We start from the raw sequence: 15147 nt of genomic DNA, 5'->3' as shown, positions 1-15147 counted from the left end.
TCTAAGGCGATGCCCTTGTTGCGGGGCATCGCCGCGTCTCGGCAGGCAACGAAAATTATGACGCAGTAGTATTAGCGTAGCGTAACCCGCCACTTGTGTCGACGCGGTGCCAGAAGAGGTGGGTTACGGCTTCGCCTAACCCACCCTACACAGCGATTACCACCCCTCGAGCACGATCTTGCCGCGTGACTTGCCGCTCTCCAGCAGCGCATGCGCGCGCTTGAGGTTGGCCGCGTTGATCGTGCCAAAGGTCTGATCGAGCGTGGTGCGAAGTACGCCCTTGTCGATGAGATCGCTGACGTCATTGAGCAGGTGATGCTGCGCGATCATGTCAGCGGTCTGGAACGAGGAGCGCGTGAACATCGATTCCCAGTGCACCGAGATCGCCTTGCCCTTGAACACGCCCATGGTGAATTCGGGGGGATCGTCGATCAGGCCGAACCTGCCCTGCGGCGCCATGAATTCCGCGATCGCCTTGTAGTGCTGGTCGGTGAAGGTGAGGCTCGCCACCAGCGCGACCGGCGGCAGCTTGAGTTTCTCGATCTGCTCCTTCATCGGTTTGCCGTGATCGATCACCGCATGCGCGCCGAGATCGAGGCACCATTTCTGCGATTCCGGCCGCGTCGCGGTCGCCAGCACCGTGAGGCCGGTGAGGCGGCGCGCAAGTTGGATCAGGATCGAACCGACGCCACCTGCGCCGCCCGTGATCAGGAGCGTGCGCGGATCGACGCTCTTGCCGGGCACGGCGCCGAGCCGATCGAACAGCAATTCCCACGCGGTGATGGAGGTGAGGGGAAGGGCCGCCGCCTGCGCGAATGAGAGCGATTTTGGCTTGCGGCCGACGATGCGCTCGTCGACCAGATGGAATTCCGCGTTCGTTCCCTGGCGCAGGATCGAACCAGCGTAGAACACCTCATCGCCCGGCTTGAACAGCGTGACATCAGGCCCGACCGCATCGACCACGCCGGCCGCGTCATAGCCCAAAATCTTGACCTCGCCCTCGGGCGGGGCGGCGCGCTTGCGCACCTTGTAATCGACCGGATTGGCCGAAATCGCCTGCACCGCGACGCGGATATCGCGCCCCTTCGGCTCCGGCTTTGCGGTTTCGAAATCGATCAGAGACTCCTGATCCTCGATCGGAAGCGATTTTTTGTAGCCGACGGCCTTCATGTCTCCGGTCTCCATCAGATGGTGAGATCGCCTGCCGGGTTAAGTGTCCGGGATGTTCCGATTTTGCAAGTACTGTAAAAACGGGGATATAGTCCCTGTTTGGATACTATTGGGGAAAACACGCATGAAACGACGCAATTTCGCCCGGCGCCCCGGCTGCTCGGTCGAGGCGACGCTGGACCTGATCGACGGCAAATGGAAGGGCGTGATCCTCTATCACCTCCAGGGCGGCACGCAGCGCTTCGGCGAATTGCGCCGCCTGATGCCCGGCATCACCCAGCGCATGCTGACGAAACAGCTTCGCGCGCTGGAGGAAGACAAGCTCGTCATCCGCAAGGTCTACGCGGAAGTGCCGCCGCGGGTGGAATATTGTCTCTCCGAGCTCGGCGAGAGCCTGCGGCCGGTGATCGATATCCTGAAAGCCTGGGGTGAAAGCCACCAGGCGCGGCTGTCCTGCGCGCCGCCGCCGGTGGTCGTGAAGAAGCCGAAACGCGCGGCTTAGCGTTTCCGGGAGCGGCAGTGCCGCTCCTGGAATGTATTGCGTCAGAACGCGACCTGCGTGCGCATGGCGATCGCGTCGAACTTCGAGCCGACATCCGCCGTGGACACAGGTGAGGCCTGCTTGGGCACGTTGCCATGCAGGTAGTCTAACATGAAGCGGACGTTGCCATTGACGTACCAGTTGAGCGCAAGCGTGTAGACGGTCTGCCGTCCGCCGGCGATGCCGGTCGCCGTGCCCAACTGGTCGTTGAGGTCGATCGTCGAGTAACGGCCGGCGATCTCCCACGCACCCCAGCCGCCGCCGTCGAGCGAGAACGGATGCGCCGGCTTGATGCCGCCGTAGGAGGCGCTGGCCGGATTGTAGTTGTGGGTCTCGCCGGTCAACACGTAGCCGGCCTGGGCATAGCCGCCCTGGAATTTCACGCTGGGTGCACCGAAGGGCGGCAGGCCTGTATTGGCGCTGCGATCGACATTGAACCAGAAGTACTCGCCCTGGAGGATCAGTGGTCCATAGGTCGCCGCTGCTTCGACGCTGTAGACCTGTGCGCCGGAAGCGTTGGCGATCGCGCCGGTCGTCGCCAGCACCGTCGGATCGATGCGCAGCTCCGGACGATCGCTGAGCGTGAGCGTCTGCGCGCTCGTCACCAGATTGCGCGGCGGCTGGATCAGCCATTCGGCGTCGGCACCGAGATGCAGCGAGTAATCCCTTCCGCTGACGACCTGACCAGCGACACGCGCGACCGCGCCATATTGTTCGGTCGTGCCGTTCGGCGAGACGCTGGACGCCGAATGGATGGCGCCCGTTGCCGGACCGGTGACGTAAGCTCCCGCCCAGAGCACGTCGTTCCACCAACGTGCGCCGATGGCAGAGCGGAAGTCGCCGGCAGCAATATTGGTCGCGATCACACCGGCCGAGGCGCGCTCCATGAACAAGATGTCATTGGAACTGGTGGCCTCATCGAGCGTGTAGGGCAGATCCATGATGCCCGCCTCGATCGCCATCTTGCCGCCGAACGGCTTCAATCCCGTGTAGCTCAGATAGGCGTTCTCGACGCCGGAGACGGCGCCCCCCGGAAGTGATCCAGCAGCCGCGCCGCCGAAGCCGTCGGAGGTGCCGCCGAAGTCGTAGACGAGCGCATAATTCCAATCACCGAAGAACTTGCCGACGACGCCGATGCGCGCGCGGCGGAGATTTTCGCCGCTATCGAGCACCTGCGGCACCGTCGCCGCCGTGTTCGGGCGGTAGTTGTATCCGCCGACATCCCAGTGCACGCGGCTCGTGATCGCAACGCAGTTCTGTTCGTCCGCAGTGCATATCGTCGGCCGGTTGTTCGGCATGGTGACGACGACACCGGACGGAGCCACCGGGCCCTTGACCGGAATGGCGGCATTGGCATTGGCGACAACGGCCTTCGCCTCCGACCTCGCTTCGGCCTTGGCCTCGGCCTTCGCTTCGGCCTTGGCTCTCGCCGTGGCCGCCGTGTTCGCCGCGGTCTGACTTTGCAGCTTGTCGAGCTTCTGCTCGAGCAGCTTCAATTGCTGCTTCAGAAGCGCGATCTCCTGTTCGCTGCTGTTTGCCGATTGCGCATGGCTTTGCGAGACCGCGAGCGCGCCGGCGAGGCCGAGCGCGACGCTTGCAAATCTTCTTCTGCTCACGTCATCCACTCCCTTATTGATCAACGTCCCCACCATCACGGAGAGTCGTACGAGCGCTTGATGACTACTCCGCGACGAAACGTGCCACGGTTGCCGGTTCCCACTGATGCAGATTCGCATCAACCGAATCGTGCCTCCATCCACTTTGGGGGATGATGGGCGTCATGCCAATCCCGCGGCAGCCGCAAAATGGCCGCCCTTCGCGCGGGGCTTGCATGCCCGGGCGGGAGAGAAAAGGGGGCGAATATTGGCGGCTCGCGCCCTTCTATTGACGGTCGAACATGCCTATATTCCGGCGTCTTTTCCGAGAGGTAGGAATGTTTCGATTGATCCGTGCCACTGTTATTGCCGCAAGCTGCATGACCCTTCTGGGCAGTCTCAATCCCGCCGTCGCGCAGGATCGTCGCGTCCCCTCGTCTCCGGCGGAACTCAAGCTGTCCTATGCGCCGATCGTGCAGCGGGTGCAGCCGGCGGTGGTTAACGTCTATGCCGCCAAGATGGTGCAGAACCGCAACCCGCTGCTGGATGACCCGATTTTCCGCCGCTTTTTCGGCGTGCCGGGCCAGCAGCCCGAGCAGATGCAGCGCTCGCTCGGCTCCGGCGTCATCGTCGATCCCTCGGGCCTCGTCGTCACCAACGTCCACGTCATCGAGGGCGCCGACCAGGTGAAGGTGTCGCTCTCGGACAAGCGGGAGTTCGAGGCCGAGATCCTGCTGAAGGATTCCCGCACCGATCTGGCGGTGCTGCGGCTGAAGGATACCAAGGAGAAATTTCCCACGCTCGACTTCACCAATTCGGATGAATTGATGGTCGGCGACGTCGTGCTCGCCATCGGCAACCCCTTCGGCGTCGGCCAGACCGTGACCCACGGCATCATCTCGGCGCTCGCGCGCACGCAGGTCGGCATCACCGACTACCAGTTCTTCATCCAGACCGATGCCGCGATCAATCCCGGCAATTCCGGCGGCGCGCTGGTCGACGTGAGCGGCAAGCTCGCCGGCATCAACACCGCGATCTATTCGCGCTCCGGCGGCTCGCAGGGCATCGGCTTTGCGATCCCCGCCAACATGGTTCGCGTCGTCGTTGCTACCGCCAAGGGCGGCGGCAAGGCGGTGAAGCGGCCGTGGCTCGGCGCACGACTCCAGACGGTGACGCCCGACATCGCGGAGAGCCTGGGCCTGCGCTCGCCGACCGGCGCGCTGGTCGCAAGCGTCGTGCCGAACGGGCCTGCGGCGAAGGCCGGCCTGAAATCCTCCGACCTGATCGTCGCGATCGACGGGCAGGCGATCGACGATCTCAATGCGTTCGACTACCGCCTCGCCACCCGTCCGCTCGGCGGTACTGCGCAGCTCGACGTGCAGCGCGCCGGCAAGCCGGTCAAGCTCACCGTGCAGCTTGAGACCGCTCCTGACACCGGCCGAAATGAGCTCGTGATCACCGCGCGCTCGCCGTTCCAGGGCGCGAAGATCTCGTCCATCACGCCGGCGGTCGCCGACGAATTGCATCTTGATGGCGACACCGAAGGCGTCGTGATCACCGACATCGGCGACAGCACCACGGCCGCCGGCGTCGGCTTCCAGAAGGGCGACATCATCCTCTCGGTCAACAACCAGAAGATCGGCCAGACCAGCGATCTGGAGAAGCTGGCGGGCGCGTCCGCGCGGCTCTGGCGCATCACGCTGGTGCGCGGCGGCCAGCAGATCAACGTCACGCTCGGCGGATGAGCGCGAAGCGACCACAGGAGACGCCAACGCTCTTTGCCGCGGCGGGGCTCGATCAAGATGCCCCGCATCCGCTGCCGGACCGCCTGCGCCCGCGCGCGCTGTCGGAGGTGGTCGGCCAGGACCACATTCTCGGCCCTGACGGCGCGCTGACGCGCATGCTGGAGACGCGCACGCTCGGCTCGCTGGTGTTCTGGGGACCGCCCGGCACCGGCAAGACCACCGTGGCGCGGCTGCTCGCGGACGCGACCGACCTGCATTTCGAGCAGATCTCCGCGGTGTTCTCCGGCGTCGCTGACCTGAAGAAGGCCTTTGACGCCGCGCGCGCCCGCCGCGAGATGGGCAGGGGCACGCTGCTGTTCGTCGACGAGGTGCATCGCTTCAACCGCGCGCAGCAGGATTCCTTCCTGCCGGTGATGGAAGACGGCACGGTGGTGATGGTCGGCGCCACCACCGAAAATCCGTCCTTCGAGCTCAACGCGGCGTTGCTCTCGCGCGCCCGCGTGCTGGTGTTTCATTCACTCGACGCGGCCGCGATCGAAAAGCTGTTCACGCATGCCGAGGCGGTCGAGGGCAAGAAGCTGCCGCTGGATGCGGAGGCGCGTGCCGCGCTGGCGCGCATGGCTGATGGCGATGGCCGCGCCGCACTGACGCTGGTCGAGGAAGTCTGGCGCTCGGCGCGCGCCGGCGAGATCTTCACCGCCGCGCAGTTGCAGGACATTTTGCAGCGCCGCGCGCCGATCTACGACAAGTCCGCCGATGGCCACTACAATTTGATCTCGGCCTTGCACAAATCCGTGCGCGGCTCCGATCCGGACGCAGCGCTCTATTATCTCGCGCGCATGCTGGACGCCGGCGAGGACCCGCTGTTCCTGGCGCGGCGCGTGGTGCGCATGGCGGTCGAGGACATCGGGCTTGCCGATCCGCAGGCGCTCGTCATTGCGAATGCCGCGAAGGACGCCTTCGATTTTCTCGGCCATCCCGAAGGCGAACTCGCGATCGCGCAGGCGGTGGTCTATCTCGCCACCGCGCCGAAATCGAACGCGGTCTACACCGCCTTCGGCGCCGCGATGCAGACCGCAAGGCAGGCCGGCTCGCTGCTGCCGCCGAAGCACATTCTCAACGCCCCGACCGGCCTGATGAAGTCGGAAGGCTACGGCGCGACTTACGAGTACGACCACGACGCGCCCGACGCCTTCTCCGGCCAGGACTACTTTCCGGAAGCCCTGGGACGCCAGACCTTCTACGACCCGCCCGAGCGCGGCTTTGAGCGCGAGATCAGGAAGCGGCTCGAGTACTGGGCGAAGCTGCGGAAGGAGCGGGGCTCGCGTTGATAACGGCCATTTCGTCGTGACGAGAAGCCGCTTTTAGGCTACGCAGGCAAGCATGAGCCGCCGCATCAAGAGAACCAACCCGAAGCCCCGTTCGCGCGACGAGCGCAAGGAGGCGCGTCCGTTCAAGGCGCGCAGCGCGCACAAGGCGGGACCACGGCCCGGCGGCAAGCCGGGCTCAAAGCCGCGGTTCGCGTCCGAGCGCGCGGAGCGGCGCGCGCCTGAACCGGCGCCGGCAAAACCCGTCGAGACGCTGCTGCCGACCAAGGTGCAGACCGTCACCGTGACGGCCGACGAGAACAACATGCGCGTCGACCGCTTTCTGGAAGCGCGTTTCCCGGGGCTGTCGTTCTCTCACATCCAGCGCGTCGTGCGCAAAGGCGAGCTGCGCGTCGACGGCAAGCGCGTCGATAGCAAGGACCGGCTGGAGGAGGGGCAAAGCGTCCGCATTCCGCCGTTGAAGCTGGACACGCCGAAAGCTCCCGGCGCGCTCTCCGAAGCCGCGCAAAAAACGCTTGCCGCGCTCAAGGAGATGACGCTCTTTGAGGACGACGACGTCCTCGTGCTCAACAAGCCGGCCGGGCTCGCGGTGCAGGGCGGCTCCGGCACCACGCGGCACATCGACCAGATGCTGGAGGTGATGCGCGACGCCAAGGGGCAGAAGCCGCGCCTGGTGCATCGCATCGACAAGGACACGTCGGGCTGCCTGTTGATCGCGAAGACACGCTTTGCCGCGACCCATCTCACCGGCGCCTTCCGCTCGCGTTCGGCGCGCAAGATCTATTGGGCGCTGGTGCCGGGTCTGCCGAAGCCGAAGCAGGGCCGCATCTCGACCTTCCTTGCGAAAGAGGAGAGCGAGGACGACACCATCATGCGCATCGCCCAACATGGTGACGAGGGCGCGAGCCACGCGGTGACTTACTATGCGGTGGTCGAGACCGCCGGCAACAAGCTGACCTGGGTGTCGTTGAAGCCGGTGACGGGGCGCACTCACCAGCTTCGCGCCCACATGGCCCATATCGGCCATCCCATCATCGGCGATCCCAAATATTTCAACATCGAGAACTGGGAATTGCCGGGCGGCCTGCAAAACCGGCTGCATCTGCTCGCGCGCCGGATCGTCATTCCGCACCCGCGGGGCGGGGTGATCGACGCGAGCGCCCCGCTGCCGCCGCACATGCAGCAGTCGTGGAACCTGCTTGGCCTCGACGCAACAAGATTTGATCCGATCGAGAACGCGCCGGAAGAGTAATCCGGTTGCGGGACTACGGGAGGAGCACGACGTGTCCTCCATGAAGGCCACGCTATCCGTCCTGGTGGTTCTAGCCGCGCTCTCGGCGGGGCCGGGCAGCTTCGCGCAGACGCTGATGCCGGGCGCCACGCCGCGGTTGCTGCCGCCGCCGCCCCCTCCGCCACCACCGCCGAAGATCGAGATACCGAAAGTCCCGCAGATCAATGCGCGGCCGAGCTACGATTACAGGCAGCCGCCGCGGCCCTCGTTCGGCGACCGCATCAGCAAATGCCTCGATGATGCCGCCGGTGCAGGCCTAACCCCCGCCGATCGTGGCACATATTCGCGCATGTGCGCGAACCAATAGATAGTTGCTTCCTCAATGTCGTTCTGGCGAAGGCCAGGACCCATTACCCCAGGACTTAGTAAGGTGGTCGGTACTGGCCGCGAAGTCCTCTCGATGGATCACGCGGTATGGGTCCTGGCTTTCGCCAGGACGACACCGACTACGAGGCAGACTGCGTCACTCGCGATGCCATCAGTTCCGAAACTGCTCCAGAAACATCCGCAGGCTGTCATGCGGGCTCTCGACGTCGGTGATCAGCCAGCCTTCCGGCCCGTTGATCAGGATGAAGTTCAGCGTCACCCGGCGGCCGTTATTGTTGAACAGCGCTGTGACATAGGTCTTGTCATATTGCTTGCTAAGCACCGAGATCGCGACCGGGCCGAGCGTCCAGGTCGGGCTCTGCACCAGGAAATCGTACGGCTCGCTCCGCGGGTTGCTCCAGGCCTTGCGCAGGCTGGGGTCGAAGAACTGGCGCGCTGTCGGGGCATCCCGCGGCAGGCCCTTCGAGAGCTCCGGCGCACCCCGGCCGTAATGGGCATAGACGTTGCGCACCAGCGATTCCGGCGAGCGGAAACCAGCCTCGGCGATGGCCGGCCAGAACCCGGCGAACAGGGCCAGAATGCCCGTGATTTCCTTCATGCCTGCCGCTCGCTTTATCGGCCGCCGGACTTATTTTAGAAGCCTAGCATCCAGGGAACTTGGGCGAAAACCGAATGCGTGAATTGTTTGACGAGGTTGCGGGCCAGTCTCCGGTCGATCCGCAGGAAGCCGTGCGGGCTGCCTCCCGTGCACCCTTGCGCAAGCGCTTCTATGTCGTGGCGGGCGTCGCGGAAGCCGAGGGCGGCTTTGCCATCACGCTCGACGGCAGGCCGATCAAGACGCCGTCCGGCCGCCAGGTCGTCATCCCCGCAAAGCTGCTTGCCGACGCGGTTGCCGCGGAATGGGCGGGCCAGGCGGAGACGATCGACCCCATGACCATGCCGCTGACGCGGCTCGCCAACAGCGTGGTCGAGGGCGTGGTCGACCGCGTCGATCTCGTCACCGACGACCTCGCAAGATACTTCCAGTCCGATCTGTTGTTCTATCGCGCCGGCCATCCCGAGGGCCTGGTGGCGCGCGAGGCCGCGCATTGGGACCCCGTGCTGTTCTGGGCGGCTGAGACGCTTGGCGCGCATTTCATCCTGTCCGAGGGCATCATGCATGTGAGCCAGCCGGAGCAGGCGATCGCAGCCGCGCGGGCGGCCCTGCCCGGGGATCCCTGGTCGGTCGCGGCGCTGCACGTGATCACCACGCTGACGGGCTCGGCGCTGCTGGCCCTTGCCCTGGCGCACCGGGCGCGCGACGCCGACCAGGTCTGGGCCGCCGCCCATGTCGACGAGGACTGGAACGCCGACCATTGGGGGGTGGACGAGGAGGCGGCCGACCGCCGGGCCGCCCGGCTGAAGGATTTTGCTGCGGCGGTGACGGTCCTAGAGGCCGTGAACGGGCTCCCGACGCAAGGTCCTTAACGAGAGGTTTACGACGGACGGCTAGGGTCGCTCGCGTTCCGCGGGCCCTGAAAACATGCCGACGCCGATAAGCTCGATCGTATCAGTCAGTGCCGCCACCTCCGTGGCCGATGCGGCAACGCCCGAGCTCGTGCTCCAGGCGGGCTCCGTCGTCGATGCCAAGGTCGTCAGCGTGACGGCCGACAATCTCGTGCGCATCGCGATCGCCAACCTCTCGATCGACGTGATGTCGGAGGTGGCGCTGTCGCCGGGCCAGAACCTGCAGCTCGCGGTGTCGCAGAACGACGGCACCGTGCGGCTTGCCATCGTCAACGGGGCAGGCGGGGTGGTGACCGATCAGGTCACGCTGACGCCAGGTGCGGTCACGCTCACCGACGCGCCCACGCTCGCGCCGTCCGCGACCGCTGCGCGCAATCTCCTTACGCCGCTCGAGCAGATCGCCGTCTCGGTGGCCTCCACTGAGGCCGTGACCAGGCAGGGCAGCCAGGCGCCGCTATTTGCCAATCTCGCCTCGGTCGTCACCGGCAGCGACCTGCCGGCCGGGCTGAAGCAGGCCGTGCTGGGCGTGCTGGCGCAGCAGACACCGCTCAGTCCGCAGCTCGACGGTGGCGACATCGAGTCCGCGTTCCAGAAATCCGGGCTCTTCCTCGAGGCCTCGTTGGCATCAGGGCTGACGCCAGCAAGCGGCAGCGTTCCTGATCTGAAGGCGGCGCTGCTGGTGCTGCGCCAGACGCTGGCGGCAACGTCGGGCACGCTTGAAACCTCGGTGCCGCAGGCGGCGGCACCGGCAACCGCGCTTCCCGCCGCGTCTGCGGCCGTCGCGCGGGCCGTGACGTCGCTCGAGCACATCGCGGGCGAGATTTCGCAGGCGCCCTCGCTGTCACCCGAAGCCGGTTCGGGCCAGCCGCCGCAAGCGCCGCGCGGCGCCAATATCGCAGCCGCCGCGCTCGCCGAGGCCCTGACCGAAGGCGCGCTGCCGCGCGCAGTGTCACCCAGTGTCGCGTTGAGCCTGCTCCAGGAAGTCGTGCAGGAGTTGCCGCATGCGATGGGCACCGCATTCGCGACGCCCAAAGCCGCTTTGCCGGACGCTCACAGCCTCGACGTCACGCCGCGTGCGGTGACCGCGCCGCCGCCATTCCGCGGTGCGCTGCCGTCGCCACAGGCGATCGCAACGGCCGCGCTCGTATCGGATGCTCCGCTGAGTCAGACCGTGCACCGGCTGCTCGACGATACCGATGCCGCGATCGCCCGGCAGACCCTGTTGCAGGTCGCATCGCTTCCGGATCGCGTCGATGCCAGCGGCCACCGTGTCGATCCCTCGGTGCCGCAGTGGAGTTTCGAAATTCCCTTCGCGACCCCGCAGGGCACCGCAATGGCGCAGTTCGAGATCTCGCGCGACGGCGGCGGCAGCGAGTCCGATCCCGCCAAGAAAGCCTGGCGCGCGCGCTTCTCGCTCAACGTCGAGCCGGCCGGCCCGGTGCATGCGCTGATCACGCTCAATGGCGACAAGACTTTTGTGCGGATGTGGGCGGAGCGCCCCGCCACCGCGCAGCAATTGCGCGACGGCGCCGGCGAGCTCAGCCAGGCGCTGGCCAAGGCCGATCTCAAGCCCGGCGACATCGTGATCCGCGACGGCACGCCGCCGCAGCCTCAACCGGCCCGCGCCGGGCACTTTCTGGATCGCGCGACATGAGCGAGGAGAGCAAGCTCGCCATCGCCCTGCATTACGAGAAGGGCAGCGGTGCGCCGCGGGTCGTCGCCAAGGGCAAGGGCACGATCGGCGCCAAGATCGTGGAACTGGCAAAGGCCCACGACATCCCGATCGAGGAGAACGAGGTGCTGGCGGGCGCGTTGTCCAAGGTCGAGCTCGGCGACGAGATTCCGCCGGATCTCTACAAGGCCGTCGCCGAGGTGCTGGTGTTCGTGCTGCGGCTGTCAGGCCGGGTGCGCTGAAACGCTGTCATCGTTTCACCACGAAATCGGCTGCACTGTCGCACCAGTTCATTGAACGGATACCGCCTTGCTGACCCGTCGCTCCACCCTCGGCCTTCTCGCAGCTAGCGCCATCTTGCCGTCGCGGGCGCTCGCCAATGTCGCGCCGCCGCTCAGCGAAGTCCGCGACAGTCTTGCGAAGCGTTTTGCGGATGCCGGCACGGCCGGGACCTTCGTCGGCTACAAGACCGACGACTACATGATCATCCTGAGCGACAAGGAGCGCTCCGCCGAGCCGCGGTTGCCGGCCTCGACCTTCAAGATCCCGAACTCGCTGATCGCACTCGAAACCGGCGTAGTGCAAGACGTGGACAAGGACGTCTTTGCCTGGGACGGCGTGAAGCGCGACATCGAGGCCTGGAACAAGGATCACACCCTGCGCAGCGCCATCGCGGTCAGCGCGGTGCCGGTCTATCAGGAGATCGCGCGTCGCATCGGCCAGGAGCGGATGCAGCAATATGTCGACCTCTTCGAATACGGCAATCGCGACATCGGCGGCGGCATCGATCAGTTCTGGCTGACCGGAAACCTGCGCATCGATCCCATGGACCAGATCGACTTCGTCGATCGGTTGCGTCGCCGCGCACTACCGATCTCGAAACGTAGCCAGGATCTCGTCTGCGATATCCTGCCGGTGACGAAAGTCGGCGCCTCCATCATCCGTGCCAAATCCGGCCTCACGGGCAAGGAGCAGGGCTCGCTCGGCTGGATGGTCGGCTGGGCCGAGAAGGACGACGCGCGCACCGTGTTCGCGCTCAACATGGATTGCCGCGAGCCGCGCCACATCGCCGACCGCATGACGCTCACGCAAGCCTGCCTTGCCGATATCGGCGCAATCTAACGTCGCGCCGCTGGCGTACCTCGCGCCGCTCGACTAGCATCCTCTCGGCCACACAAGAAAAACAGGCCGGGAGGACAGCATGAATTCAACGCAGCTCTGGTTGTCATCGCTGACGCTCGCCGCGGCCGGCGGCTGGTTCGCCGCCACGATGTTCGCAGGCCCCGCCACCAGCAGGGAGCCGCGCTTCCCGCAGCTCACCATGGATCAGCTCGACGAGAAGCAGAGGCCGCTCGGTGAGCAGATCATGAAGGTCTCGAGCGTCGGCATCGGCGGTCCCTACAATCCGATGATCCGCAGCCCCGTGCTTGGCCAGCGCCTGTTCGACCTGTTCTACTATTTGCGCTGGGAGACCTCGGTCCCGGCCAGGCTGAACGAGTTCGCCATCCTCGTCATCGCGCGGCAGTGGCGCTCGCAGGTGGAATGGTTCGCGCATGCGCCGATCGCGGCCAAGGCGGGGCTTTCGCCCGCGCTGATCGCCGAGCTCAAGACCAACAAGCGCCCGGCGACGATGAGCGAGGAGGAGGCGGTGGTCTACGATTTCGTCACAGAGCTCACCACGACGAAGAAGGTCGCGGACGAGACTTACGTGCGGGCCAAGAAGGTCTTCAACGATCAGCAGATCGTCGATCTCACAGCGGTCGCCGGCAACTACGTGATGGTCGCGATGCTGCTTGCCATGGCCGAGGAGACGGTGCCGCCGGGCAAGGAAGAGCCGTTCAAGCCCGGCGAGCCGTAGAGCGGAGACGGGGCATGTTGCATCGCCGCTCGCTTCTGCTCGGAGGCTCCACACTTCTCCTTGGCGGTGCGCGGCTGCATGCGCAGTCGTCGCCTGAGCAGGAGCTCGCGGCCTTGCTCAAGGACCATATCGAGGCCGGCCACGAGACCATGGGACTCGTCGCCGGCCGCATCGACGGCGGCCGCCGCATCGCTGCGGCCTATGGGCGCTCCGGTGCCGCCAACGATCGCCCGCTTGATGCCGACACCGTCTTCGAGATCGGCTCGATCACGAAGGTCTTCACCGCCTTGCTGCTGGCCGAGATGGTGGGGCGGGGCGAGGTGGCGCTGGATGATCCCGCAGCAAAGTTTCTGCCCGAGCGGGTCAGGATGCCGGAGTACCAGGGCGTGCCGATCACGCTTCTCGATCTTGCGACCTACACCTCCGGCCTGCCGCGCATGCCCGACAATTTTGCGCCGAAGGACCCCACCAACCCCTACGCCGACTACACCGCCGATCGGCTCTACGACTTCCTGTCGAGCCACAAGCTCGCCTACACGCCGGGCAAGCACTACGAATACGCCAATCTCGGCTTCGGCCTGCTCGGGCACGTTCTGGCACTGCGCGCCGGCAAGAGCTACGAGGAGCTTGTCACTTCGCGCATCTGCGCGCCGCTCGGCATGGACGACACGCGGATCACGCTTTCCGCCGCAATGCGCGAGCGCCTGGCGCAGGGCCACAATTCGGCCTTGGCACCCGTGGCGAATTGGGACCTGGATGTGCTCGCAGGCGCCGGCGCGCTGCGCTCGACCTTGAACGACCTTTTCAAGTTCGTCGAGGCTTATCAGGGTGCGCGTGAGACGCCGCTCTCGGCCGCCATGAAGATGACGCTGTCGGTGCGGCGTCCAAGAGAAACTCAGCGCGACGTCGCCATGGGCTGGTTCACCAGCCTGCGCTTCGACGACGAGGTGATCTGGAAGGATGGCGGCACCGGCGGTTACGCGACCTTCATCGGCTATTCGACCAGGACCGGGAAGGCATCCATCCTGCTCTCCAATGCGAGCGACTATGCCGCCAATACCTCGTTCGCGCTGAACATGATCAACACGGCCTATCCGCCGCCGAAGATCAGGCGCGAGGTGTCCGTCGATCCCGCGTTGCTCGCGGCCTATGTGGGCCGCTACCAGATCGTGCCGACCTTCGTGCTGACGGTGCGTGCCGACGGCGCTCATCTCTATGTACAGGCGACCGGGCAGGCCGAATACGAGGTGTTCGCCGAGAGCGAGACGGATTTCTTCTACCGGGTCGTCGATGCCCAGCTCACTTTCGCAAGGCCCGAGGACGGCGCCGCGCCGATGCTGACGCTGCACCAGAACGGCAAGGATATGCGCGGGCGGCGCGTGCCCTAGATATCAGCCGTCTTCTTCGCCGCCAGCGCCTGGTCGATCGCGCAGCCGCCGATCTCGCTGATCGCACGCGAGATCACGTCACCGTTCTTGGCAAAGCCGTCGGACAGGATGTCGAACTGCGAGCGGGCAAGCCGAAGCATCGCGATCGGGACAGTGACCGCGGTCTCGTTGAAGGCGTCGACGGACTTGCGGAGCGCGTCGAGCTCGGCGGTCACATCGGCGACATGGGCTTCGGCGTTCTGCATCAGCTTCAGCATCCGCGCGCGCTCCGCCTCGAATTGCGCGCGCTCACTCGTGCTGGTCGCAGTGATCTCCGCAAGCTGCGCGCGCAACGCCTCGACCTCCCGCAACAGGCCGTCGGAGGTGACCTCGGCGACCTCGCGCAGCTCGGCATTGCGCGTGCTCGCGTCGAGCTGGCGGCGATAGAGCTGTTCGGCCGACATTGCCCGCTGCGACAGCTCTTCGATCGTGGCCGCGGCGCGCATCAGCATCTCGCCGTTGCGGCCCGAGACCATGCTGGCCATCCGCCGCAGGAAATCGACGGTTTCGTCACCGGTTTGGGGCGGCAGGGATACGACCGTGGCGGACATCCGTGATGCCTGGGAGCGGGGTCAAAAAAACAGCCGAAGAAAACATCGAGCCTACTGACCGCCGCCGTACCGACTGAAAGCTCACGCGAACCCATCGGCGCTGATCGTCGTCAGAAACAAGCCTGAATCGGCTGAA

Annotated in this window: 15 protein-coding genes; 11 read left to right on the top strand and 4 right to left on the bottom strand. The window is 65.7% G+C overall.

The window, feature by feature from the left end; genetic code table 11:
• Positions 1-156: 156 nt before the first annotated feature.
• Positions 157-1170, bottom strand: a complete 1014-nt coding sequence (locus tag Q2941_RS32470; RefSeq protein ID WP_458194960.1) for a zinc-binding alcohol dehydrogenase family protein — start codon at positions 1168-1170, stop codon at positions 157-159.
• Between the two features lie 124 nt (positions 1171-1294).
• On the opposite strand from Q2941_RS32470, the gene Q2941_RS32465 reads away from it, so the two are divergent.
• Positions 1295-1672: a winged helix-turn-helix transcriptional regulator gene (locus Q2941_RS32465; protein WP_027520936.1), complete on the top strand. Its 378-nt coding sequence runs from the start codon at positions 1295-1297 to the stop codon at positions 1670-1672.
• Between the two features lie 41 nt (positions 1673-1713).
• Here the strand turns inward: Q2941_RS32465 and Q2941_RS32460 are convergent, their stop codons facing one another.
• Positions 1714-3327, bottom strand: a complete 1614-nt coding sequence (locus Q2941_RS32460) for an OprO/OprP family phosphate-selective porin (protein WP_027520935.1) — start codon at positions 3325-3327, stop codon at positions 1714-1716.
• Between the two features lie 317 nt (positions 3328-3644).
• Here Q2941_RS32460 and Q2941_RS32455 point away from each other — a divergent pair, with 317 nt between their 5' ends.
• From Q2941_RS32455 to Q2941_RS32440, 4 genes are read left to right on the top strand one after another with little or no spacing between them, the layout of a single operon-like run.
• Entirely contained in the window at positions 3645-5051 is a 1407-nt protein-coding gene (locus tag Q2941_RS32455) for a DegQ family serine endoprotease (RefSeq protein WP_027520934.1), read from the top strand.
• Positions 5048-6382, top strand: a complete 1335-nt coding sequence (locus tag Q2941_RS32450) for a replication-associated recombination protein A (RefSeq protein WP_254113114.1) — start codon at positions 5048-5050, stop codon at positions 6380-6382. The genes Q2941_RS32455 and Q2941_RS32450 overlap by 4 nt, the downstream gene beginning before the upstream one ends.
• A 52-nt stretch (positions 6383-6434) precedes the next feature.
• Positions 6435-7631 carry an RluA family pseudouridine synthase gene (locus Q2941_RS32445; RefSeq protein ID WP_027520932.1) on the top strand — a complete coding sequence of 399 codons (1197 nt, stop codon included), beginning with the start codon at positions 6435-6437 and terminating at the stop codon, positions 7629-7631.
• 40 nt (positions 7632-7671) lie between these two features.
• The gene (locus tag Q2941_RS32440) at positions 7672-7977 is read left to right on the top strand and encodes a hypothetical protein (protein ID WP_051389598.1); all 306 of its coding nucleotides are present in this window, start codon (positions 7672-7674) and stop codon (positions 7975-7977) included.
• A 171-nt stretch (positions 7978-8148) separates the two neighbouring features.
• Here Q2941_RS32440 and Q2941_RS32435 read toward each other — a convergent pair whose 3' ends face one another.
• Positions 8149-8595 (bottom strand): hypothetical protein, encoded by a 447-nt coding sequence (locus Q2941_RS32435; RefSeq protein WP_458194959.1) that lies wholly within the window; start codon positions 8593-8595, stop codon positions 8149-8151.
• Between the two features lie 74 nt (positions 8596-8669).
• Here Q2941_RS32435 and Q2941_RS32430 point away from each other — a divergent pair, with 74 nt between their 5' ends.
• The 6 genes from Q2941_RS32430 to Q2941_RS32405 all read left to right on the top strand — a co-directional run bounded on the left by Q2941_RS32430 (position 8670) and on the right by Q2941_RS32405 (position 14421).
• The gene (locus Q2941_RS32430; RefSeq protein WP_458194958.1) at positions 8670-9464 is read left to right on the top strand and encodes an ATP12 family chaperone protein; all 795 of its coding nucleotides are present in this window, start codon (positions 8670-8672) and stop codon (positions 9462-9464) included.
• 55 nt (positions 9465-9519) lie between these two features.
• Positions 9520-11157 (top strand): flagellar hook-length control protein FliK, encoded by a 1638-nt coding sequence (fliK, locus tag Q2941_RS32425; RefSeq protein WP_458194957.1) that lies wholly within the window; start codon positions 9520-9522, stop codon positions 11155-11157.
• Entirely contained in the window at positions 11154-11417 is a 264-nt protein-coding gene (locus Q2941_RS32420; RefSeq protein ID WP_254113110.1) for an EscU/YscU/HrcU family type III secretion system export apparatus switch protein, read from the top strand. The genes fliK and Q2941_RS32420 overlap by 4 nt, the downstream gene beginning before the upstream one ends.
• Before the next feature lie 67 nt (positions 11418-11484).
• Positions 11485-12297 (top strand): class D beta-lactamase, encoded by an 813-nt coding sequence (gene blaOXA / locus Q2941_RS32415; protein ID WP_458194956.1) that lies wholly within the window; start codon positions 11485-11487, stop codon positions 12295-12297.
• Between the two features lie 79 nt (positions 12298-12376).
• On the top strand, positions 12377-13033 hold the full coding sequence (locus tag Q2941_RS32410) for a carboxymuconolactone decarboxylase family protein (protein WP_458194955.1): 657 nt from the start codon (positions 12377-12379) through the stop codon (positions 13031-13033).
• A 14-nt stretch (positions 13034-13047) separates the two neighbouring features.
• Positions 13048-14421 (top strand): serine hydrolase, encoded by a 1374-nt coding sequence (locus Q2941_RS32405; RefSeq protein ID WP_458194954.1) that lies wholly within the window; start codon positions 13048-13050, stop codon positions 14419-14421.
• On the opposite strand, the gene Q2941_RS32400 is transcribed toward Q2941_RS32405, so the two are convergent.
• Positions 14418-15011 (bottom strand): hypothetical protein, encoded by a 594-nt coding sequence (locus tag Q2941_RS32400; protein WP_254113106.1) that lies wholly within the window; start codon positions 15009-15011, stop codon positions 14418-14420. The two genes, Q2941_RS32405 and Q2941_RS32400, sit on opposite strands and share 4 nt — an antisense overlap.
• Between the last annotated feature and the right edge of the window lie 136 nt (positions 15012-15147).

Source organism: Bradyrhizobium sp. UFLA05-153 (assembly GCF_054185185.1).
Note: the sequence above shows the minus strand (reverse complement) of the source record. Positions and strands in the feature narration are given on the sequence as shown.